General features: G+C 55.0%; 20 protein-coding genes and 1 tRNA gene. All 21 read left to right on the top strand.

The window, feature by feature from the left end:
• Nucleotides 1–152 precede the first annotated feature (152 nt).
• The gene (gene dnaE, locus JW937_05465) at nt 153–3,602 is read left to right on the top strand and encodes a DNA polymerase III subunit alpha (GenBank protein MBN1586862.1); all 3,450 of its coding nucleotides are present in this window, start codon (nt 153–155) and stop codon (nt 3,600–3,602) included.
• Nucleotides 3,603–3,678: 76 nt separating this feature from the next.
• Complete coding sequence (locus JW937_05460; protein ID MBN1586861.1) at nt 3,679–3,951, top strand: integration host factor subunit beta; 273 nt, start codon at nt 3,679–3,681, stop codon at nt 3,949–3,951.
• Nucleotides 3,952–4,041: 90 nt separating this feature from the next.
• Nucleotides 4,042–4,242, top strand: a complete 201-nt coding sequence (locus tag JW937_05455) for a cold-shock protein (protein ID MBN1586860.1) — start codon at nt 4,042–4,044, stop codon at nt 4,240–4,242.
• Nucleotides 4,243–4,344: 102 nt separating this feature from the next.
• Nucleotides 4,345–5,631 (top strand): histidine--tRNA ligase, encoded by a 1,287-nt coding sequence (locus JW937_05450; protein ID MBN1586859.1) that lies wholly within the window; start codon nt 4,345–4,347, stop codon nt 5,629–5,631.
• 155 nt (nt 5,632–5,786) lie between these two features.
• Entirely contained in the window at nt 5,787–7,199 is a 1,413-nt protein-coding gene (gene aspS / locus JW937_05445) for an aspartate--tRNA ligase (protein ID MBN1586858.1), read from the top strand.
• A 1-nt stretch (nt 7,200) separates the two neighbouring features.
• Nucleotides 7,201–7,410, top strand: a complete 210-nt coding sequence (locus tag JW937_05440; protein MBN1586857.1) for a hypothetical protein — start codon at nt 7,201–7,203, stop codon at nt 7,408–7,410.
• Nucleotides 7,411–7,420: 10 nt separating this feature from the next.
• A complete protein-coding gene (locus JW937_05435) occupies nt 7,421–8,383 on the top strand; it encodes a PhoH family protein (GenBank protein ID MBN1586856.1) in 963 nt (320 codons plus the stop codon).
• Between the two features lie 2 nt (nt 8,384–8,385).
• Nucleotides 8,386–10,662, top strand: coding sequence for an HDIG domain-containing protein (locus JW937_05430; GenBank protein ID MBN1586855.1), 2,277 nt, complete (start codon nt 8,386–8,388; stop codon nt 10,660–10,662).
• Nucleotides 10,604–11,056, top strand: a complete 453-nt coding sequence (gene ybeY / locus JW937_05425) for an rRNA maturation RNase YbeY (protein MBN1586854.1) — start codon at nt 10,604–10,606, stop codon at nt 11,054–11,056. The genes JW937_05430 and ybeY overlap by 59 nt, the downstream gene beginning before the upstream one ends.
• An 11-nt stretch (nt 11,057–11,067) precedes the next feature.
• The gene (locus JW937_05420; protein MBN1586853.1) at nt 11,068–11,700 is read left to right on the top strand and encodes a DUF502 domain-containing protein; all 633 of its coding nucleotides are present in this window, start codon (nt 11,068–11,070) and stop codon (nt 11,698–11,700) included.
• Between the two features lie 9 nt (nt 11,701–11,709).
• Nucleotides 11,710–12,501: a DNA repair protein RecO gene (gene recO, locus JW937_05415; protein ID MBN1586852.1), complete on the top strand. Its 792-nt coding sequence runs from the start codon at nt 11,710–11,712 to the stop codon at nt 12,499–12,501.
• Nucleotides 12,473–13,384 (top strand): glycine--tRNA ligase subunit alpha, encoded by a 912-nt coding sequence (locus JW937_05410; GenBank protein MBN1586851.1) that lies wholly within the window; start codon nt 12,473–12,475, stop codon nt 13,382–13,384. Before recO ends, JW937_05410 begins: the two co-directional genes overlap by 29 nt.
• A complete protein-coding gene (locus JW937_05405; protein MBN1586850.1) occupies nt 13,377–15,467 on the top strand; it encodes a glycine--tRNA ligase subunit beta in 2,091 nt (696 codons plus the stop codon). The genes JW937_05410 and JW937_05405 overlap by 8 nt, the downstream gene beginning before the upstream one ends.
• A gap of 14 nt (nt 15,468–15,481) precedes the next feature.
• Nucleotides 15,482–18,133 (top strand): pyruvate, phosphate dikinase, encoded by a 2,652-nt coding sequence (locus JW937_05400; protein ID MBN1586849.1) that lies wholly within the window; start codon nt 15,482–15,484, stop codon nt 18,131–18,133.
• A gap of 128 nt (nt 18,134–18,261) precedes the next feature.
• Nucleotides 18,262–19,116 carry an RNA polymerase sigma factor RpoD/SigA gene (locus tag JW937_05395; protein ID MBN1586848.1) on the top strand — a complete coding sequence of 285 codons (855 nt, stop codon included), beginning with the start codon at nt 18,262–18,264 and terminating at the stop codon, nt 19,114–19,116.
• Nucleotides 19,091–19,648: an adenine phosphoribosyltransferase gene (locus JW937_05390; protein ID MBN1586847.1), complete on the top strand. Its 558-nt coding sequence runs from the start codon at nt 19,091–19,093 to the stop codon at nt 19,646–19,648. Before JW937_05395 ends, JW937_05390 begins: the two co-directional genes overlap by 26 nt.
• Before the next feature lies 1 nt (nt 19,649).
• Nucleotides 19,650–19,721, top strand: a tRNA-Arg gene (locus JW937_05385).
• 428 nt (nt 19,722–20,149) lie between these two features.
• On the top strand, nt 20,150–21,727 hold the full coding sequence (locus JW937_05380) for a hypothetical protein (protein MBN1586846.1): 1,578 nt from the start codon (nt 20,150–20,152) through the stop codon (nt 21,725–21,727).
• 87 nt (nt 21,728–21,814) lie between these two features.
• Nucleotides 21,815–22,174 carry a DUF4870 domain-containing protein gene (locus JW937_05375; protein MBN1586845.1) on the top strand — a complete coding sequence of 120 codons (360 nt, stop codon included), beginning with the start codon at nt 21,815–21,817 and terminating at the stop codon, nt 22,172–22,174.
• Nucleotides 22,175–22,284: 110 nt separating this feature from the next.
• Entirely contained in the window at nt 22,285–22,908 is a 624-nt protein-coding gene (locus JW937_05370; protein MBN1586844.1) for a hypothetical protein, read from the top strand.
• A 113-nt stretch (nt 22,909–23,021) separates the two neighbouring features.
• Nucleotides 23,022–23,207: hypothetical protein (locus tag JW937_05365; GenBank protein MBN1586843.1), on the top strand; the 186-nt coding region annotated here is incomplete at its 3' end.

Here is a 23,207-nt window from a genome sequence, read left to right as displayed (position 1 = left end):
ATGCGGGGGGCTACACGAAATCGCAGGGCGTGTGCTCCGAAGTAATCTAAGGCTGTTGCGATTTCGAGTTCCTCCGTAAATGGCCATTCCCGTCTTATACGAGCTGCGCATGGGGAACGATCAGCCCCCGGCAAGCTCAGTTAGTGAATCCGATGCCTACACAATTTGTCCATCTGCATGTCCACACCCATTACAGTCTTCTGGCAAGCTCCTGCACCATTCCCGCCTTGGTCCAGCGCGCCGTGGAATTCGAAATGCCTGCCCTGGCTGTGACGGATTACGGAAATCTCTTCGGGGCTATCGAATTTTTGATTGAGTGCCGGAATGCCGGGATCAAACCCATTGTGGGTTTGGATGCCTATGTGGCGCCCAAGGACCGGACGGAGCGCGCCACGCACGGGCTGCGCGAAGCCTCTCACCGGCTGGTGCTTTTGGCGGCAAACGAGGCCGGCTATCGCAATCTGCTCAAGCTCGCGAGTGCGGGTTACCTGGAAGGTTTTTACTACAAACCGCGCATCGACAAGGAACTCCTGCGCCGCCATGCCGAGGGCCTGATCGGGCTTTCCGGAGGCATGCGGGGAGAGGTCTCGCATTTCCTTTTGGAACAGCAGGAGGCCAAGGCGCGGGAAGCTGCTCAAACCTACCTGGAGATATTGGGGCCTGAAAATTTTTATTTAGAACTCGAGGATCACGGACGTCCGGAACAAAAGGAGCTCAACCAGCACCTAGTGGCGCTTTCCAAACAGACAGGGGTGCCTTTGGTGGCCACAAATAATGTGCACTATCTGGAGCAGGACCATGCCGAGGCCCAGAATGTGCTGGTGTGCATCCACAACCAGTGGACCCTGGACGATCCTCGCCGCATGAAGAACCCTTCCGATCAGCTCTACTTCAAATCAGCGGAACAGATGTGCCGACTTTTTTCCGAGCTCCCCGGGGCCACGGCCAATACCGTAAGGATCGCCGAGCGCTGTAATCTGGACCTGGATTTCACCCAGCGGCATATGCCGGAATTCGAACCGCCCCAGGGCTACACACACGAAGCCTACCTGGCGCATCTCTGTGAAGAAGGTTTGAAATCCCGCTATCCCAACCCCGGCGAAGAGGTCCGGCGCCGGCTCAAGCATGAACTCAATATTATCCAGAGCACGGGCTATGTGAGCTATTTCCTTATTGTTTGGGACTTCATCCGCGCTGCAAGAGAAAAGGGGATTCCTGTGGGACCGGGCCGGGGTTCGGCGGCAGGGAGCATCATTGCCTATTTGCTGGGGATCACCAATATTGACCCGCTGCGTTACGGCTTGCTATTTGAACGCTTTCTGAATCCTGAGCGTGTGTCCATGCCGGATATTGATATTGATTTTTGTTATGAGCGGCGCGGCGAGGTCATCGAGTATGTGATCCAGAAGTACGGCGATCAGAATGTGGCGCAGATCATTACCTTTGGAACCATGATGGCTAAAGCGGTTGTCCGGGACGTGGCGCGTGTAATGGCCGTGCCCTATGCGGAAGCGGACCGGATTGCCAAACTCATTCCCAATGAACTCAAGATGACTTTGGAGCGCGCCTTGGAGCTGGAGCCTGAACTCAAACAGCTCCAAGAGTCGAATGAGCAGGTGCGCAAGCTCCTGGAAATTTCCATGGTCCTGGAGGGCCTGAACCGGCACGCATCCACGCATGCCGCGGGCGTGGTGGTCAGCCGGGAACCCATTACCGAAAACGCGCCTCTGTACAAGACCGGGGACGGCCAGGTTTCTACCGGGTATTCCATGAATTACCTGGAAAAGATCGGGCTCCTCAAAATGGACTTTTTGGGGCTCAAGACGCTGACGGTGATCGACCAGGCCTGCAAGATCATCAAGCGCACCCGCGATGTGGATGTGGATATTCGTTCGATTAGCCTGGAGGACGCCCCGACTTTTGAACTTTTGTGCCGGGCTGAGACAGAGGGCGTGTTCCAGTTGGAAAGCTCGGGCATGCGGGATTTGCTAAAGAAACTTCAGCCTGCCAGCTTTGAGGATGTGATTGCGCTCTTGGCCCTTTACCGCCCCGGCCCGATCGGCAGCGGCATGCTGGACGATTTTGTGAATCGCAAACACAGCCGCTCCAGAATCACTTACGACCATCCGCTCTTGGAGCCCGTGCTCAAAGAAACTTACGGCACGATTTTGTACCAGGAGCAGGTCATGCGGATTGCAAGCGACCTCGCGGGATTTACCCTGGCCCAAGCGGATTTGTTGCGGCGCGCCATGGGGAAGAAAAATCCTGCGGTAATGGAGAAAATGTCCAAGACCTTTGTGGAAGGCGCCCTGAAACGGGGTCTGAACAGGGGCTTGGCCGAAAAAATATTTGGGCTCATCGAATATTTTTCAGGGTATGGATTCAACAAGAGCCATAGCGCCGCCTATGCCCTGATTTCGTATCAGACCGCCTACCTGAAAGCTAATTTTCCGGTGGAATTCCGGGCGGCTTTGCTCACAAGTGAGCGCGACAACACGGATAAGGTGGTTCAGTACATTAGCGAGACCCGGCGTTCGGGCATCGAGGTGCTCCCGCCGGATGTCAATGAGAGCCGGGCTAATTTTACTGTTTCTTCCCCTAATGCGATTCGTTTTGGTCTGGCGGCCATCAAGAATGTGGGGGAGGGTGCCATTGAGTCCATTGTGGAGGCCCGGGACCGCACGGGCCGTTTTGAGTCGCTCGAGCAGTTTTGTGAGTCCGTGGACACGCGTCTGGTCAACCGGAAGATTTTGGAAAGCTTGATTCGCTGCGGGGCCATGGACACCCTGGGGTCCAGCCGCGCCGTGCTCATGGCCAAGGCGGAGGCGGCCATGGAGTCGGCTGCCGTTTTGCAGCGGGATCGCCAAAAGGGGCAAATGTCTTTTTTTGACGGAGCCGCAGCCCAGGGCGTCGGGTTTGACGCGTCCGCCCAGACCGCGCAGACAGCGGAAATCGAAGAGTGGCCTGAATCTGTGCGCCTGGCCGCTGAAAAGGAACTCCTGGGCTTTTATGTGAGCGGTCATCCTTTGAGCCAATACCGGGCCTGGCTGGAGATTCACGCCACTTGCCCGCTCAAACAGCTGGATGAGGCTTCTGAGGAGGAGGAGGTCAAGGTCGGGGCTTTGATCGCCCGCTCCCGGCTCACGACCACCAAACGGACCGGAGAGCGCATGGCCATCCTCTGGGTGGAAGATCTGGAGGGGGAGTGCGAGGTCCTGGTATTTCCTGAGACCTATAAGAAATGCTCGGAATACCTCGGGAACGCGGATCCTCTTTGGATCCGGGGCCGTCTGTCCAAACGGGAGGAGAGTCCCAAGATCCTGGCCAGTCAGATAATATCCTTACCTATTGCAATTAAATCACTTCAGAGTATAATGTCCATTGACCTGGTCGGGAGGGCTGTGGACGAGCCCCAGCTCGAGGCCCTGAAAGGCCTCCTGGGCCGGCACCCCGGTCAGGTGCCTGTCAGTCTTGAGATGGTCAACGGGGCCGGGCAGCAGGTCCGGATCATGGTCGGCAAGGATTTACATGTGACTCCGTCTCCTGCTTTGACCCGCGGGATTGAGGGTATTTTGGGTCCCGGAGTAGTACATACAAGATAAGGAAATATTTGAAAAATTAGTCTTGACGGGCATTTAGGGTTGATGCTAATTTATTCGGCGAAGGAGGGAAGCGCGGATGACGAAGAAAGACATCGTGATGAAAATCGCGCAGGAGTCGAACATCAAGCAGGTCGACGTCAAACGCGTGGTTCAACGCACCCTGGATTGTATTGTTGAGAGCCTCGCTGTGGGGGAGAAGGTGGAGCTCCGGAATTTCGGCGTTTTCAAGGTGAAGTCCCGCCGGGGGCGCACCGGCCGGAATCCCAGAACCGGACATGCTGTGCCTGTGCCTCCCAAGAAGGTCGCGGTGTTCAAGCCTGGTTTGATTATGAAGCAGAAGATCGGATAAGTATTAGACTTATCTGATTTCTTGACAGTGACTGTCTGAGCCGGCTGGTCCGAGGCCAAGTTTGAGCCTGACAGTCGGAGGTTCGGAGAAATGCCTGAAGGCACTGTAAAGTGGTTTTCGAGCCAAAAGGGGTATGGCTTCATCGAGCAGGAAGGCGGCGAAGATGTTTTCGTCCATTTTTCTGCGGTTGAGATGGAGGGATACAAGACCCTGCAAGAGGGTCAAAAGGTCGTATTCGAGCTGGTACAAGGCGAAAAGGGCCCCCAGGCAGCGCATGTCAAACTCGCTTAATGCGTGATTGACCACACATACCTAGAGATTTTTTGAGCATGACAGGGCGCAAGTTCCATTGCGCCCTGTTTGTCATTGACCCCCTATTGCTGCAATGCTAAATTGATATTTCCCAAGGAGTTGCCGGTGCAAATCAAAGCGCTGCGAGGGACCCGAGACATTTTGCCGGAAGAGTGCTTGCGCTGGCAATGGTTGGAGGGCGCTGCTCGAGCTATTTTCCGCACTTATGCTTATGACGAAATCCGTATGCCTCTCTTGGAGGATCTCGCAGTGTTTACCCGCGCAGTGGGGGAGACCACGGAGATCGTGCAAAAGCAGATGTACACCTTTAGAGACCGCGGAGACCGGGACGTTTGTCTGAGGCCGGAGGCCACGGCCTCTGTGGTGCGGGCCTATCTGGAAAACGGACTGACGGCCGCAGGGCGCCAAAAGCTCTACTATTTAGGTCCCATGTTTCGGGCCGAGCGTCCCCAGGCCGGGCGCCAACGCCAGTTTCACCAGGTCGGGGTTGAAAACATCGGTCCCTCTTCCCCTTATGTGGACGCAGAAGTGATTCTGCTGGCCTGCCGGTTTTTGGAAGCCTTGGGGATTCAGGGATACCGTGTCCTGCTCAGCACCCTGGGAGAAGCCGGGGAGCGCTCCCATGTGGCGGCCCGGCTTCGGGAGCACTTGGAGCCCGGGCTGGATCGCTTGAGTGAGACCACGCGCGCGACGGCCGAGCAGAATATTTTTCGTTTGTTGGATTCCAAGGACCCGGATGCGCGGGAGTTGACACGTTCCTGCCCGGGAGTTATAGAGTTTCTCTCAGAGCAGAGCCGGACCCGTTTTGAAAGCGTGCGGAAGATTTTAGACCAGAATGGGGTGCGCTATGAAGTGGATCCGTATCTGGTGAGGGGGCTGGACTATTATTCCCATACGGTCTTTGAAATCACGCACAGTGCTTTGGGGGCTCAGGATGCTTTGGGGGCCGGGGGGCGTTATGATGGATTGATTGCCCAACTGGGCGGACCTGAAACAGAGGCCGTCGGTTTTGCCATGGGTGTGGAACGTCTTTTTCTGGCGGCCGAAGCGGAAACAAGTTTGACGGATGCAGGCCGTTTCCTGGTCTTTGTGGTAGCCGCGGATGAAAGCGCTGTGCCCAAGGCCTTTGAGTGGGTGCAGGCCTTGAGGTCGGACGGGATTCCTGCGGATTGGGACTGTACGGGGAAGAATCTCAAGGCCCAGATGAAGCAGGCCAATCGCCGGAACGCATCCTGGGTCTTGATTCTCGGGGAACGAGAGCTTTCAGGAAACTCTCTCACAGTGAAGGATATGGCGACCGGGGAACAGGAATCCATGGACGCGGACCGGATTTTGGGTTGGGCCAAGGCTCAGTTTGCTGATGAGTGAGCTGAGGGTGTCATCGCAAGCGGAGCGCGGCGAAGAGTAAATCATCGTCATTGCGATCCGCCACGATTCATGGCGGAGAAGCAATCTTTGTTTCACAAAGATCCCCATGCCCCTTGCTGGGCCCGGGATGGCGGACGAAGGTTAGGAGAATATAAGTGGAAAAGCGGACACATACCTGCGGAGGGCTGCGGCCTGGGCAGGTCGGAGAGAAAGTGACCTTGCTGGGTTGGGTGGCTGCCCGCCGGGATCACGGTAAACTCATTTTTATTGATATTCGCGATAGGGAGGGTATCACCCAGGTGGTTTTTGTGCCCTCGGTCTCTCCGGATGCGCACAAGGTGGCGGAAACTTTGCGGAGTGAGTGGTGCGTTCAGGTAAAGGGCGAAGTCGTGAAGCGACCCAAGAAGACCGAGAATCCTGATATTCCGACAGGCCTTGTAGAAGTTTGCGCCGAGGATCTTCTGGTGCTTTCCGAATCCGAGACAGTTCCGTTTGAGGTCGAGGACGCCGAGACAGCCAATGAAGACGTGCGTTTGGCTTATCGCTATTTGGATTTGCGGCGTCCCAGCATGTACCGGCGCCTTAAGATGCGGCATGATGTTATTGCCGTTATCCGCAAGGTCCTGGACGAAGCGCAGTTTTTGGAGGTCGAGACTCCGATCCTCACGCGCTCTACGCCTGAAGGCGCCCGTGACTATCTGGTTCCAAGCCGTTTGAATGAGGGCCAATTCTACGCCTTGCCTCAATCCCCGCAGCTTTTTAAGCAACTGTTGATGGTCGGCGGCGTGGAAAAGTATTTTCAGATTGCGCGTTGTTTCCGGGATGAGGATCTGCGTTCCGACCGCCAGCCTGAGTTTACGCAGCTCGATCTGGAGATGTCCTTTGTCACCGAGGAAGACATTTTTGCTCTAATGGAGAATCTCTTCTATCAGATTTTCAAGCAGGTCTTGGACGTGGAGCTCACTCTGCCCTTTCCGCGTATTCCTCACTCTGAAGCCATGGCCCGATACGGTACCGACAAACCGGATTTGAGGAAGGGGGAGGCCGGAAGGGAGTTTGCATTTTGTTGGGTCACGGAGTTTCCTCTTTTTGGCAAAGACGAGGAAAGCGGGCGCTTGATGGCGGAACATCACCCCTTCACCTCTCCCTTTGAGGAGGACATCCCCAAAATGGAGACCCATCCTTTGGAGGTGCGCTCCCGTGCCTATGATTTAGTGCTCAATGGCGTGGAGGTGGGCTCAGGCAGCATCAGAATTCACCGCCGTGATTTGCAGGAGAAGGTTTTTGCCGCAATCGGTATTAACGGTGAGGAGGCCCAGCGCCGGTTTGGTTTTCTTTTGAACGCTTTCCGGTACGGGCCGCCCCCGCACGGAGGGATTGCTCCGGGTATTGACCGCCTCGTGGCAATCATGGCCGGCGTGGATTCGATACGGGAAGTGATTGCTTTCCCCAAGACGCAGAAAGCTGCGTGTCCTTTGACGAATGCGCCTTCGACAGTGGATGATAAACAGTTGCGCGATTTGGGTATTACAGTGAATCAATTGAGTCCTTCACAAGAGGGAGGGTGAGATGAAAGTCAGCCAACGTTTGATTCTATTGCTCCTCGCAGTTGCCGCTACGGCGGGTTGTTGGAGCATGAGTGCGCGCAGGGAGGAAATGCCCCGAGTGGATCAGGAGGTGCGGGGAAATCAAGGGTATATTGCCGGACAGGCGCCTGCAGCCGAGCGCAATGGGGATACGACCCGCACTCTTTTGCGCTTCGATTTCGAAAAGCTGTAGTCTCTATCCTATGGAACGATCCTTTACGCTTAGGGACGATCGCCAGGCCTTGTTGCTGTTCGGTAATCAGGATGAACACCTGAAGTTGATCGAGTCCGAATTTGGTGTGAGTACGGTGGCGCGCGGGCATCTCCTGATCCTCAAAGGCGAGGATGAGCCGGTTGAGCGTGCCGCGCGTTTTGTTGAGGATCTCCTGGAGATTCTCGACCACGACGGTGATTTGCGCCGCGAACAGGTAGTCAACGGTTTGCGTCTTGTCACCCAGGATAGCCAAGCGGATTGGGCCAAACTCAGCCTGGACCGCATTGAGGTTTCTTCCAAGAAACGCTTCATCAGCCCGCGCACCCCCCGCCAACGTGAATATGTTGAGGCCATCCGGAACCAGCACATCACTTTCGGTATCGGACCGGCCGGGACGGGCAAGACCTACCTAGCCATGGCCATGGCCGTGGCTGCTCTCAAGAAACAACAAGTGGAGCGGATTATTTTGACCCGGCCTGCGGTTGAGGCGGGAGAGCGGCTTGGTTATTTGCCGGGCGATTTGGCGGAAAAGATTTCTCCTTATCTGCGTCCGCTCTATGACGCGCTTTTCGACATGATGGATACGGATTTGGTCCATCGTAATATTGAAAAGGGTGTGATTGAAGTGGCCCCCTTGGCATTCATGCGCGGAAGGACGCTCAACGATTCCTTTGTGATTTTGGACGAGGCGCAGAATAGCACACCCGAACAAATGAAGATGTTTCTTACCCGGCTGGGATTCGAATCAAAGGCTGTAGTGACCGGAGACCTGACGCAGAGCGATTTGCCCAATCACCAGGATTCCGGGTTGGAGCAGGTCCGTTCCTTTCTGGACCACATTCCGGGAATCGAATTCACCTACTTTACCGGGAGAGATGTCGTCCGGCACGAGCTGGTTCAACGCATCATCGAGGCCTATGAAAAATTCGAGGCAGGGGCACAGGGGGCGTAGCAGTGTTCACGAAAAAAGGCAATTTGGTCAAGCTGCGCCGCCGTGTGCTTCTCGGACTCATGGCCCTTGGGGTGGGGCTTAGCGCTGTACTCGTTCTCTCCTTGGGTGAGGCGTCTTTGCGCGGTTCTCTTCAAGAAGGTGATATTGCTCTCCGCAGTATTTACGCCCCATTCAATTTTTCTTATGCCTCCGAAAAGATTGACGCTGCAGCCACCGACCGTTTGCGCGCGCGCGCGGCCAACGGAATTCTGCCTGTCTATGAGATGAACCTGAAGCAGGCCAATTTGGAGATGGAGAAACTCCAGGCCTTCCTGGAGGTCATTGTGGGTGTGCAAAAGGGTGAGAAGTCTAAGGAGGAGGCGGTCCTAGTGGCGCAGGATCTGTTCGGCGAAGAACTTCGTGCAGAGATGCTGGACAAGCTCCTGGATTCCAATCCCGAGAGGATTGAAAAGCTCGCCCGCATTCTGGATTCCACGGTTTTCTCCCTCAATCTCTCCGGGCTCATGGCGCTCTCCGAACGGGATCGGCTTCTCGAAAACCGAGTGTCCCAAATCATGATTCGGGATGACGAAGAACTGGTGGAGCAGGCAAAGGATGTCTCGCTCTTGCTCTCACCCGAGGAAGTTCTGGCCCGCATCCCCGCCTTTTTATTGGATGAGTTTCCGGAGGACCGGCGATTCCGGGAGACTGCGGTGATTCTTGCAAATAGGCTGGTCGTTCAGACCCTGGTGCCGCGCGAGGATATCACCGGGGAACGTAAACAGGCGGCCATGGATGCTGTGGAGCCCGTGTATCAGCGCGTGGAGGTGCGGCGCGGTCAACTGGTCGTAAGCCGGGGGCGCAGGATTGCGCGCGACCATATTATGCAGTTGGATGAGATCGCCAGGTTGCAAGTCCGTTCCAATCGAGCGCTGCACGCCACAGGCATGATTATCCTGGTTTCCCTTTTTGTTATCCTCTTTTTCCTGTGTGTGGATTTGATCCGCCGTACCAAACGGGAAACCCCCATCAAATACTATTCTTTGCTGGGTACCATCATTCTGCTTTCGGTCGTTCTCTATAAAGGGATTGTGCTCTCACCTTTGCCTAGCTATTGCATGCCCGTGGCCCTTGCCTCGATCCTTGTAGTGTTACTGGTAAATACAGAGGTCGCCATTGTGGTAACAGTCATATTGAGTCTTCTTGCCGGATTGATATCGGGTATGAATCTAAACGTGGCATTGGTCACCTTCCTGGGGGGCGTGTTTGCCGCTTATTTTGCAAGAAACGCCAGGCGCAGAGCCCAGATTCTACAGGCAGGTTTTGCCGCAGCAGTAGTGCAGTTTTTGTGTATTGTTGCCATTGGCTTAATCAACGAACTCAGCGTAAGTGTTTTTGTGCAAGAGGGATTCTGGGGTTTCGGCAACGGGATGGTCTCCGCTATTTTGGTAACCGGTCTCTTGCCTCTCTTTGAATGGGGTTTCAAAATTATTACCAATATCAGTTTGATCGAATGGTCGGATCTGAATCATCCTCTCATGAAGGAAATGGCGGTCAAGGCGCCGGGTACCTATCACCACAGCATGACGGTGGGGAACCTCTGTGAGGCCGCGACTGAGGCCATCGGCGGCAATGCTCTGCTGGCGCGTGTCGGAGCCTATTTTCACGACATCGGGAAGATTGACAAGGCCGAGTACTTTACGGAAAACCAAGTCAACCTTGAAGACAAGGAAATCCACGAGAAGCTCACTCCGGCGATGAGCCGGTTGATTATTATCAATCACGTCAAAAACGGACTGGAGTGCGCGCGCAAACACAATCTGCCCCAAGCCATTGCCGACTTTATTCCGGGGCACCATGGCACAAGTCTGGTCTTCTATTTCTATGTGCGCGCGCTGGAAAAGACACCCCAGGATGAAGAACTGGAGGAAGAAAGCTTTCGCTATCCGGGGCCTAAGCCCCAGACCCGCGAGACAGCGGTGAGTCTTTTGGCGGATTCCGTAGAGGCGGCCTGCCGTTCTATGGAAAATCCGACTCCGGAAAGAATTAAGGAATTGGTGCGGAAGATTATTAACAATAAGTTTATCGATGGCCAGCTCGATGAATGTGAGCTCACACTGAGGGACTTGGAAAGAATCGCGGATGCATTCCTCAGGATTTTGGTCGGAATGCACCACTCCAGAGTGAAGTACCCTCCGGATGACCGCGGGCGTCCTGTCGAGGGATCCAAGGAAGGACCCAATGCCGAAGGCCAAAGTCCGGTTCTACCTAAGAAACAAGCGAAGAAAAATCCGTCTTAAGAAAACGGATATCAGGCGTTTGTTGTGTGCGGCGCTTTCAGAGGATTCGTCAGCCAAGGAATGGGTGGTATCCGTAGTCATCGGAACAGATGCTTTTTTGAAGCGTCTCAACCGGGAATACAAGGGCAAGGATGTCGCGACGGATGTCTTGTCGTTTTTGACGGAGGATCCGGCGAATCTGAACGCGCGTTGTGTGGATGTGGCAGTCTCGGCAGACCGTGCAATCGAGAGCGCGCCGCAATACGGGAACAGTGCGGACCGGGAATTGGCCCTCTACATTTTGCATGGAGTTCTCCACGCCATGGGCTACGAAGACTCCTCTCCTGCATTGAAAGAGAAAATGTTCAAGCGTCAGGATGAGTTGATGAGACGCTACTGGGATGAAAGGAAATAATGGATAGTTCAATGATTAAGAAATTTCAGAGAGGTTTTTTTACCGGGTTGTTGGTTATCCTGCCGGTTTTTCTCACTTTCCTGATTTTCAAGTTTGTGGTCGTGCAACTGAACGGGCTTCTGCTCGAGCCCTTTGTCAGTATTTTGGGCGAGTACCGGGTCAGAATTCCCGAGTTCATCATTGTGTTTCTCAAGGCCATCATCTTTGTTCTGGTAATGGCCGGTGTTTGTCTCTTGGGCTTGGCCACGGAGCTGTTGGTTCTCAAACGCATATTGAGATTTTTTGAAGACCTTTTTGCGCGGGTGCCGTTGGTTGGCCGGATCTACACCAGTATCAAAAAGATCAGTGAAGCCTTCTTGGGCCAGGCCCAAGGCAGGATTTTTCGCAAAGCCATATTGGTGGAGTATCCGAGAAAAGGGATCTATTCAATTGGTTTTGTGACGGGCGAACCAATGGGAGAATTGCAGGAAAAGACACCGCAGGATATGATCAGCATCTTTTTGCCCACGACGCCCAACCCGACAAGCGGATTCTTTTTATTGATAAAAAGAGACGAAGTGATCGATGTGGAGATGACAGTTGAAGAGGCTTTGCGCGTGGTGATTTCCGCCGGAGCAGTCAGTGCGGGGCCTTTGCGGCTCTAGGGAGAGTGGATGGCCATTGAAAAGGCGACGGGCATTGTGCTCAGACGGAGGGATTTTCGCGATACCTCCTTTGTGGTCTCCGTGTTTTCCCGGGAATTCGGCAAGTTTCACGGCCTCTTAAAAGGGGCTCGAAGTGAAAAGTCCCGCTTTGGCAGCATTGTTGAACCGGTTACTCTGAATGACTTTGTTTTTTATCACGGCCAGCGCACAGACCTGCATCTGGTTTCGCAGTGTGATTTGGTCAAGCCTTATTTGGAGTTGCGCAAGGATCTGATTCGTTTGGGCTATGCGAATTATGTCGTTGCGCTGCTGGAACAGATGATGGAGCTGATGGATCCTCATCCGGAGGCCTTTGACCTGGCCGAGAGGACATTGGATTGGTTACAGTGGGCTCCAAATCCGGTTAGCTGCCGCCTGAGTTTTGAGATCCGCTTGCTGACACAACTGGGGAGCTTTCCCGATCTTTCCCGTTGCTCGGGCTGTTCAAAAAGTCTGGCAGAGCCCGGGGAGTACTTTGGTTACAAATTGGGGGGTTTTTTGTGTGAGTCTTGCCGGAACCGCGATCCAACAGTGGATCGCGTGTCCAAGGCTGCTTCCGCCACGCTGAGGCAGCTGGCGGAAGCGGACTTCAGTTTTCTTCCGCGCCTCTCTATGAGTCCCGAAATGGCTTCGGATTTGGAGAATTTGATGGAGCGCCATTTGGTTTACCATCTTGGGAGCCTTCCCAAACCGGCGCGTTTTTTGCAGGCAATGAAACAGAGGAAGAAGATTCATGGCAACACAGCAAAAGCAGCTTGTTGACTTTCAAACGCTGATCGAGCGTCTGGCGGCGTTTTGGAAGAAGCAGGGATGCGCAATTTTGCAACCCTATGACGTGGAGATGGGGGCGGGGACTTTTCACCCCGGGACTTTCCTGGCGAGTCTCGGGCCCAAACCATGGCGTGCCGCCTATGTGCAGCCTTCGCGCAGGCCTGCGGACGGGCGTTATGGTGAGAATCCTCTGCGCACCCAGCACTACTACCAATACCAGGTAGTTCTGAAGCCCGCGCCGGACAATGTGGTGGACCTCTATCTCCAGAGCTTGAAAGCCGTGGGCGTGAAGCTCGAGAATCATGACCAGCGCTTTGTCCAAGATGACTGGGAGTCGCCGACTCTGGGTGCCTCGGGATTGGGTTGGGAGGTCTGGTTGGATAGTCTGGAAATCACGCAGTTTACCTACTTCCAGCAGATGGCGGGGATGGAGCTCAATCCGATCACTGCTGAGATCACCTACGGCTTGGAACGTATTGCCATGTTCTTGCAAAACCGTTATGACCTCTTTGATCTGGCTTGGGGCAAGGATCTGGGGTGGACCCGCGAGCTCAGCTACGGTGAACTGGCCCGGAACCGGGAGCGCGAATCCTGCCAGTACAATTTTGAGGAAGCGGATGTGCAGGTTTATCAGCGTTGGTTTAGAGAGGCCGAGCAGCTGGGGCAGTCCATGGCCGCTAAAGGTCTTTTAAGTCCTGCTTATGAGTGCATGCTCAAGATGTCGCACTATTTCAATATTTTGGATGCGCGCGGGGCTGTGAGTGCCATGGAGCGGGCCGCGTATATTGGGAGGGTGCGCGAGATGGCTAAGCATTGCGCGAATCTCTACCTCGGAATTGGCGAAGATCCGGCGGAGGACCCGGGCGATGAGTAATACGACAAAGACTTTGCTTCTGGAGATCGGTTGTGAAGAGATCCCGGCAGACTATATGCCGGACGCCTTGGCGCAGATTCGAAACCTGGCCCAACAATATTTAGAGGAAGAGCTGCTCGAGTACGGAGACATTCAGGTGCTGGGTACTCCGCGCCGCCTTGTCTTGCATGTGCGCGGGCTGGCTGTTCGCCAGAAGGACCGTGCGATGCGCAGGGAAGGGCCTCCCAAGGAAAGGGCCTATGATGCCGAAGGCAAGCTGACACGGGCGGGCCAGGGCTTTTGCGAGGGCCTGGGTATCAAGGCGGATTGCCTGAGCTTGGAAGAGGTCAAAGGAAAGGCAAAAGTGGTGGCCCATTGGACCCGGAAAGGGGCCTCTGCCGCCACAGTGTTGAAGGTCCTGTTGCCGCGGCTCATCTCTGAGCTGAAATTTCCGAAGATGATGCGTTGGGATGATACGGGTGTGCGTTTTGCGCGCCCGGTTCGCTGGATTCTGGCGCTTTTGGGTGAGACACCGCTGGTCTTCACATGGGGAAGAGTTAAGGCAGGCGCCCGTTCGCTGTCGCCTCGATACTCCGGTTCCAAACCCTTTGGCGTCAAATCTCCTGCTGACTATTTCCGGCAAGTCAAACAAAAGGGGATTCTCCTCGACCCTGAGGAACGCAGGCAAAAAATTGCCCGGCAATTGGACGTGGCTGCTAAGAAGGCCGGAGGCATTTTGCACAAGGATGAAGGGCTCTTGCAGGAGATCAGTTTTCTGGTTGAAGATCCATCGGTGTTAACCGGGGGTTTTGATCCGGATTATGCAGAGCGGCTTCCTTTGGATGTTTTGTCTGCTGCAATGGCCAAAGGACAGCGGCTCTTTGGAATCCTCCATGCTTCGAAATCCAGGAGGTTGAAGCCGCTTCCCAAGTTTATCGGCGTATTGAACGGGCCGCGCCCGGCAGAGGCGCGGCAGGCAATCCGGCGCAATTGCGAGAATATTCTCAATGCCAAATTGGCGGATGCGCGTTTTTTCTTTTTGGAAGACACGAAGCGCGGGATGGATTTTTTTGCCTCACTTTTGCCAGGAATCGTTTTTCTGCGCGGAGCCGGAACCATGGCTGAGAAGACCGGCCGCATCCGGAATCTGGCCCGGTATCTGCACCAGCAGGTGGACTCCATCGAGTACACCGAAGAGGAACTCGAGCAGGCTGTTTCCTGGTGCAAAGCGGATCTGGCCTCGCAGATGGTCAAGGAGTTTCCCGCATTGCAGGGTGTGATCGGAGGGGTCTACGCCGGCGAACAGGGGGCCTCGCCCAAGGTTTGCGTGGCGATCGGGGAGCACTACTTCCCGCGTTCAGCTGAGGACCGCCTGCCGCAGACTGTGTTTGGGTCCATCCTCTCTGTGGCGGACAAATTGGACTCCGTGGCCCAGTGCTTCCGCGTCGGACTTAAACCCACAAGCAGCGGGGATCCTTACGGAATACGGCGTAATGTGCAGGGCGCCCTTCAGATTGTGCTGGAACGGGGTTGGAATCTCCGGCTTAGTGAGCTCTTGCAGATTGCCGCAGGGGACGGAGACCCTGCGGCTTTGGAGCGCACTGCGGAATATTGTATGGCCCGGTTGCAGGTTTTGCTGAAGCTGCGGTATCCTGATGCCTGGGTTGATGCTGTTTTTCCGCTGTGCGGCGACCGCCCTCAGGAGCTTGTTCAAAGACTGGATCAGCTCCAGGAAATTCCTTCCAAATATTTCCGCGATGCAGCCAAGATTGTGGAGCGGGCCCATCGTATTGTTCGAGCCGGGGGAGAAGTGGAGTCGGAGGTTCAGCCTCAGTTATTCGAACACCAATTGGAACATCAGGTTTGGGACGTATGTCTGCAGCAGGAGGGGGTGGTTGAGAATTTAACGCGGAATCAGCAGTATGGTGAGGCCACGCGGCAATACGCAGAGGCCTTTTCGGATCTATTACACGAATTTTTTGACCAGGTCATGGTCAATGTGGAACAAGCAGAAGTCAGGGCGAACCGATTGTCCCTGATGAAACGGGTGTACGACATCTTTGCCTCGCGCATTGCGGATTTGAGCGTCGTGCACGTTGAATAGGAACAGGAGCAACTATGTCTGAAAAATATGTTTATTATTTTGGTGATGGAAAAGCCGACGGCGACGGTTCTATGAAGAACCTGCTCGGGGGCAAGGGCGCCAATCTGGCAGAAATGACCCGGCTCAATATTCCGGTTCCTCCGGGGTTTACTATTTCTACCGAAGCCTGTTTGGTTTTCCAAAACACGAAAGATTATCCCGAGGGAATGATCGACCAGGTCCGCGAGGCCATTGCCCGTTTGGAGAAGGCCTTGGACAAGGGTTTTGGGGATAAGGATAATCCGTTGCTCGTGTCCGTGCGGTCGGGCGCGCGTGTTTCCATGCCCGGGATGATGGATACGGTTCTCAACCTCGGTCTGAACGACACAACGGTTCAAGGGTTGGCTGCCAAGTCCAACAACGAGCGTTTTGCCTATGATTCGTACAGGCGGTTTTTGCAAATGTTCGGCGATGTGGTTTTGAATGTGGAGCACCGGCTTTTTGAGAACAAGTTGGACGATGCCAAGAAGGCCAAAGGTGTGGAAGTGGACACCGGCTTGGATGCAGCAGACCTGAAGAAGCTGGTGGAGGTTTACAAGGGGGTCATTAAGCAAGCGACAGGGCAGGACTTTCCTTCGGATCCTTTTGAGCAACTCAAGTACGCGATCAACGCGGTCTTCGGTTCCTGGGACAATGATCGAGCCTATACCTACCGGAACCTGAACCGCATTCCCCATGACTGGGGAACAGCAGTCAATGTGCAGAGTATGGTTTTTGGCAACTTGGGCGAGACCTCAGGCACAGGCGTGGCCTTTACCCGCGATCCGGGCACAGGGGAGAAGCGCTTCTACGGTGAGTTCTTGATGAACGCGCAGGGCGAGGACGTGGTGGCCGGCACCCGCACACCGCGCCCGATTGAGGAGCTCCAAAAACTCATGCCCGATGCTTACAAGCAGCTGGTCGAGGTGTATCAGAATCTGGAGAATCACTATCGTGATATGCAGGACTTGGAATTTACGATCGAGGACAAGGTGCTCTTCCTGCTCCAGACGCGTTCGGGCAAACGGACTATCCAGTCTGCGGTTCGAATTGCCGTCGAGATGCAGAAGGAAGGACTGATTGACGAGCGTACGGCCGTATCCCGGATCAATGCCGATGCCTTTGACCAGCTCTTGCACCCGACCATCGATCCCACAAGCGAGAAGCAGGTGATTGCCAAAGGCCTGCCCGCGTCTCCGGGCGCGGTCGCCGGCACGGCGGTTTTTACCAGTGCGGACGCGATTGAGGAAGCGAAGAACGGCAAGAAGGTGATTCTCGTGCGGCTGGAGACCTCTCCGGAAGACGTGGGGGGTATGTCCGCTTCACAGGGGATTCTTACCTCGCGCGGCGGTATGACCAGCCACGCCGCTGTTGTGGGGCGCGGAATGGGCAAGTGTTGTGTGGTGGGTTGCCAGGGAATTACCGTGAATGAGGAAAAGGGCTATTTCAAAGCCGGCGATATTACTGTTAAGAGGGGGGATGTAATCACACTGGACGGGAATAGCGGGGAAGTCATTCTCGGTGAGGCCCAATTCCAGTCCACGGGACTTTCCGACGATTACCATACGCTCATGGCGTGGGCCGATGAGTCGCGTACCCTGGGCGTGCGCGCCAATGCCGACACCCCGCACGATGCGCGGGTGGCCCGTGAGTTCGGCGCCGCAGGCATCGGGCTTTGCCGCACTGAACATATGTTCTTTGGCGAGGATCGGCTGCCTTGGGTCCAGAAGATGATCCTTTCCAAGGATACCTCCCAACGTGAGGAAGGTTTGGCGACTTTGTTGCCCATGCAAAAGGGCGACTTCTACGGGATTCTGGAGGCAATGAACGGGCTGCCCGTGACCATTCGCCTTTTGGATCCGCCTTTGCATGAGTTCCTCCCGCGCACCGATGAAGAAATAAAGCGCCTGTCCAAAACCATTGGTTTTCCGGTCAAGCAGATTGAAGAGACCGTGGTTTCCTTGGAGGAGAGCAATCCGATGCTGGGGCACCGCGGCTGCCGCTTGGGCATTACTTTCCCGGAGATTTACCGCATGCAGGCGCGCGCTATCTTCGAGGCCACGGCTCAACTGGTTAAGGAAGGCAAGCAGCCCATGCCCGAGGTCATGATTCCGCTGGTTGGAACTGTGCGGGAGTTTACAGATCTCAAAGCGATTGTTGTGGGTGAGGCCGATGCTGTGATCGCCGAGACTGGTACCGAGTTCCAATACTTGGTTGGGACCATGATCGAGATTCCGCGCGCGGCCATTACCGCGGATGAGATCGCAAAGGAAGCGCAGTTCTTTAGCTTTGGGACCAATGACCTGACTCAGATGACCTTTGGGTACTCTCGTGACGATGTGGGCAAGTTCCTTCCCGCATATGTCGAGAAGGGGATTCTGAAGGATGATCCGTTTATGCGTTTGGACCAGATCGGGGTCGGATCCCTTGTGAAGATGGCGGTTGAAAAGGGGCGTCAGGGGCGTCCGGAGATCAAGCTGGGTATCTGTGGCGAGCATGGCGGAGATCCTTCTTCTGTGGAGTTTTGCCACGGTGTGGGGCTCAACTACGTGAGCTGTTCGCCCTTCCGTGTGCCTACAGCTCGCTTGGCAGCAGCCCAGGCAGCGATCAAAGATCCGTCCTTGCAAACGCAAACGGCAGGTAAGTAAACTGAAATTGTTCAGGGACGGTTCTTACAGCCCGCGGAGTCCGGCAGAATTAAGAACCGTCCCTGGCCTCTGAGCTTTCGGCGACGGATAATGGAAGTTCAACGGTTGAAGTTCCACAAACGGCTTATATGGATCCAATCAAGCTCTACCTAAAAGACATCCGCAAGATTCCTCTTCTCACTCCGGAAGAGGAGTTTGAGCTGGCTCAGCGGGCCCGGGCCGGCGACCCCGAGGCCCGCGAGGCCATGATTCGTTCAAACCTCCGCCTGGTCATCAACATTGCAAAAAAATACAACCATCTGGGGCTGCCCATGATGGATTTGATCGAAGAGGGAAATCTCGGTTTGATCAAAGCAGTGTCCAAGTTCAATCCGAACCGCGGATACCGCTTTAGCACTTATGCGGCATGGTGGATCAAGCAGTATGTAACCCGTGCTTTGGCCAATCAGGGCAAGTTGGTTCGCATTCCTGTTTATATGACAGAATTGATTGCGCGCTGGAAACGGGTGACCGAAAGACTGACGCATGAGCTGGGATGCAAGCCCAAGCCCAAGGAAATTGCCAAGGAAATGGACCTGCCTCTGAAGAAAGTGCGGGAAATTTCCACGCTCGTTTCCAAAGTCTCCTCCTTGGACGCACCGATTGGCGATGACGGCGATGCGGAATTCATCGACCTTTTGGAGGACGTGAACCAGGTCCCTGTATCCGACGAGATTTCCCAGGTTCTCCAGCACGAGCTGGTTTTTAAGGTCATGACGCGGCTCGGGGACCGGGAGCGCCAAGTCCTCTACATGCGCTACGGGCTCAATGACGGCACACCCCGTACTTTGAAGGAGATTGCCGGTGAAATGGGTATTACGCGGGAACGTGTCCGGCAGATCGAAAATTCGGCGCTCAAGAAGCTCAGAGGCTTTTTGAGAGAAGTTGAAGAACAGGCGGAGAAAGCGCTCAATGGAGATGACGGTGAACAAGACTCTCGTTGAGAATCTCAAGGGAGCTATCCGGGATGTGCCTGATTTCCCCTCTGAGGGGATCATTTTTAAGGACATTACGACCCTGCTCAAGCAAGGCGAACGATTTAAGGAAGTGATCGATTTGTTTGCAGCCCGCTACGGGCCCGGGGGACCGGTGCCCGGTGTTGAGGCCATTGTGGCAATCGAAGCCCGGGGATTCATTTTGGGGGGGGCGTTGGCCGTTGCCTTGGGTGTGGGCTTTGTTCCTGTGCGCAAGCAGGGGAAGCTGCCGGCGCAGGCCACCCGCATGACCTATGAGCTGGAATACGGCCGGGACACCATTGAGATGCATCAGGATGCTCTATCCGCCGGGCAGAAGGTGGTGCTCCTGGATGATGTGATCGCGACCGGGGGAACAGCCGAAGCCACGGTGAGGCTTATTCAGGGAGTGGGGGCCGAGGTGCTGGAGACGGCCTTTTTGATTGAGCTGGGATTTTTGCCCGGCCGCTCCAAGTTGGAGGCTTTGGGCCAGTCGGTCTTCTCCATATTGAAGTACGATTAAGGCCCCTGTAGCTCAGGGGATAGAGCATTGGTTTCCTAAACCATGAGCGGAGGTTCGAGTCCTCCCAGGGGCAGTTATTTCTCGGCAAGGGGCTTGACTTAGGGGGTGAAGGGGCGTATTTTGCAGCCAGTCTCAGGCAGGATCTGGACCTCGAAGAGGGGTGGCTCAGGCTACCCGGGGAAAAGGGCCCGGAGGGGGAGTTTTAATAAGGTGGCAAGCGGCTTACCCAAAAAAATACTCCACTTAAGTTCAATCATTGTATGTGTTTATGTCAAGATGGAAAATTTACCATCTTGACAATAATAAGTTTTATGTGGTAATATTCTGCTTTGTGCCTCAAAACATAGCCCTCAGAGACGGCTTTAATCGGGCAAAGGAAGGGGGGATGAAAACTTTAGGCCACGGGTCGTCACAAATCTTGAGGGATAACTTAGAAAACAATCCCCGGACGCGCGGAGCGGCCGGGATTCTGAAATTGCTGGTGTTTGAGGAGGATTCATAATGAATAAGTTAATCGGGGGTAGTTTAATTGCTCTGCTGGCTTCCCTGACGATCGCCGCGGCTCCGGCTGCTGCGAGTGTTCAGAATGTGAAGATCAGTGGTGACATAGACGCCAAAGCGATCTATCAGACAAACTACGATCTGAAGAGAAACGATCAGACGATCGGTACCGCAAATGCTCTTACCCGCTATGCGGATACGGAAGGTTACTTCCTATCCACGGTTCGGGTGCGTGTGGATGCCGACTTGACTGATAACGTCTCCACTACTGTCCGCTTGCTGAATCAGCGCAGGTGGGGTGCGGATGGCGCGAGCACGGGCGATATCGATCTCAACTTGGCGAACTTGACCTTAAATGAGGTCATGTATTCGCCGTTGAGCTTGATCATCGGTCGTCAGGACCTCAACTATGGCCGCGGCTTTATTATCGGCGCAGGTATTCTGGCGGATCCGAATGCTGTCTTCACTCAGGCTACTGTCACAGGCCTTCCGGCTGCGACTCAGGATAGCGGTGCCACGTATACGGTCCTCAACGGCCGCGAATACAGCGCATACAACTCGTTTGATGCGATTCGCGCGGTGTTGGATCTGGATCCGGTAACCATCGACGGCTTCATCGCCCAGGTAGTTGAGTCCGGCCAGGCCCGTAACGACAACATGATCTGGGGTGTGGAAGGTTCTTATCGTCTCGAAGACAATATGGACACTTCGGTGGACCTTTACTACTTCGGGAAGAACGATGAGGCTTTCGCCGCTACCGATGCGCTGCGTTTTGGTGTCAACGGCGCAGGCAGCTACGGTCTGAACAACAACAATAATACCGGAGTCATTTCCGTGTACGAAGCCAACCAAGTCCATACGATCGGTGGTTTGGTGCAGAGCGAAGTGGTCGAAGGTATGATGTTGACGGGTGAACTGGCTTATCAGTTCGGTGAATTGCAGGATGGTACCATTAACGGTACACAGACTGCTCTTGCCGCGGACAGAGACCGTTCGGCTTGGGCCTTCAATCTTGAAGGCGCAATGAACTTCAACGAGCTCATGAATGAGGATGTGTCCTGGAACCCGACCGGTGGTATGGGCTTCTTGTATCTTTCCGGTGAAGAGGCCGGCAACAGCGGTGATTACGGTGCCTGGGACAATATGTATCGCGGACACTTTTTCTCCGGTATTCGCGACTTCTTGGCTGGTACGCAGGGCGATGGCCTCTACTCTACGGGCGACCCGTATGACAGCGCCGGCAACACCAACACCATGGCTCTGTATTTCGACGCGGGCGCCGAGTTGATGGATGACCTGCACCTGAGTGGCCGTTACCTTCACTTCTGGTTTGACGAGAAGCCTCTTGCTGGTCGTGATGACGGCGCCGGCGACGAGATCGACCTGAAGCTGGTTTACGACTACACCGAGGATGTGCAGTTCGGTTTGAGCGCGCTGTGGTTCATCCCGGGTAACTACTATGAAGGCGAAAACGACAACACCCCCATCAATGCGGGTAATGCAACCGGCAATGGTGTGGGCAACAAGTCGGAAGATGTTGCTTTTGGTTTGACCGGTTCTGTTACAGTTAACTTCTAAGAGCCGATTGTCTGCAGTTCAAATCCCCCTGGGCCGAAAGGCCCGGGGGGATTTTTTTGTGTTATGCTGTCTGCAAAAGGAGGTGTTATGGACAAGCAAGAGCACATACCTGAAGAACAAGTTGCGTCCGTAACGGTTAAGGAAGAACCGGGCATTAACCGCGCATTCGCCGCCCTGGGCTATTTATCCATCCTTTGTTTGGTGCCGCTCTTCCTGAAGCGGGATTCGGAATTTGCACAGTTCCACGGCCGCCAAGGATTGGCGATCTTCATCCTGGAGTTGGCTTGCGCCCTCCTGGCGTGGATACCCATTGTCGGATGGGTGCTTGCCGTGATTCTCAAGATCGTTTTTCCGCTTGTCTCGCTGGGGGGCGTGATCAGCGCGGCCACCGGCAAGCGGTGGCGGATTCCTTTGATCGGGGATATGGCCGGGGCCTTGACGATATAGGGATTTGGGTAGAGGTGTCCGGCGCCGGTCGCCCTGCCCCGCCAGCCTTTTCTCCGCATGCTATACTTGGTATTGTTGCGCAATAGGGGGAGTTGAACGGGAGGGCGTGTATGCGACCCACGCCGTTCTACTACACTTTGAGCCAGCGGGAACGGGAGTCCTCAGAAGGCTATATGCTCACCTGCCTGATGCGGGTCCGCTCTGAAATCGCGGAATTGGCGACTAGCTCGGACGAGGATGTGAATGTCTACTTGGCCCATCTGCTGGTGGCTGTCATCCAGCCTCAATACCATGAGCAGTACGCCCGCTACGGGGCTGTTCGTGAAATCGACCTCCTTGATCTGCTGGAGGAGCCCGCGGATAAAGCGCTCAAATACCGCGTCTATCGGGTTAATGCGGATCACCGGCTTTTGTGGTTGGGGGTCTTCGACAACTTGCTCCGCGACAGGGAACCCGAGGGTGTGGACCTGCGCCGCCGGCACTGCACCGAAGGCTATGGCAGCGCGTATTACCATTACGCTGCCGAGTACGACCGCATGATCCACCGGGCCCGGACTCCTATTGCCGAAGTTCTGGATAAGCTTTCCGGCTCCTTCCAGCTCTATGAGGCTGTCCTTACCCGCGTGCGCCAGGACTATTTTGACCTGCTCCGGCGCGTCTCCGAACCCAGCCTGATTCGCTTCGTGGGCGGGCTTTCGGAAACTCCACCCGAGTCTGGTAGAATAGGTGATTAATTAACAGGGGGCATATCTCCTGCGGAGATGTGTCCCTTTGGGTTTTGAGAAATGTCCCTGGCCTCCGACCAATGACTCGATATACGCTCTTAGTCGATGCTTACAACGTTATCATGCGAATCCCCGAATGGGCGGGGCTCTCTTTGGAGCAGTCGCGGTATAAGCTTGCCTCCGAGGTAAGCCGCATCCGTTTTCCGCGCGGCTTGCGCAGGCGTATCCTCGTATTCGACGGTGCCCGGGATGCCCGTCCTTCGCGATGTGAACACCACTGCAACGTGGAGATGCGCTATGCCCGGCCG

This window comes from Candidatus Omnitrophota bacterium (assembly GCA_016929445.1).
GTDB lineage: Bacteria > Omnitrophota > Gorgyraeia > JAFGIU01 > JAFGIU01 > JAFGIU01.
Note: the sequence above shows the minus strand (reverse complement) of the source record. Positions and strands in the feature narration are given on the sequence as shown.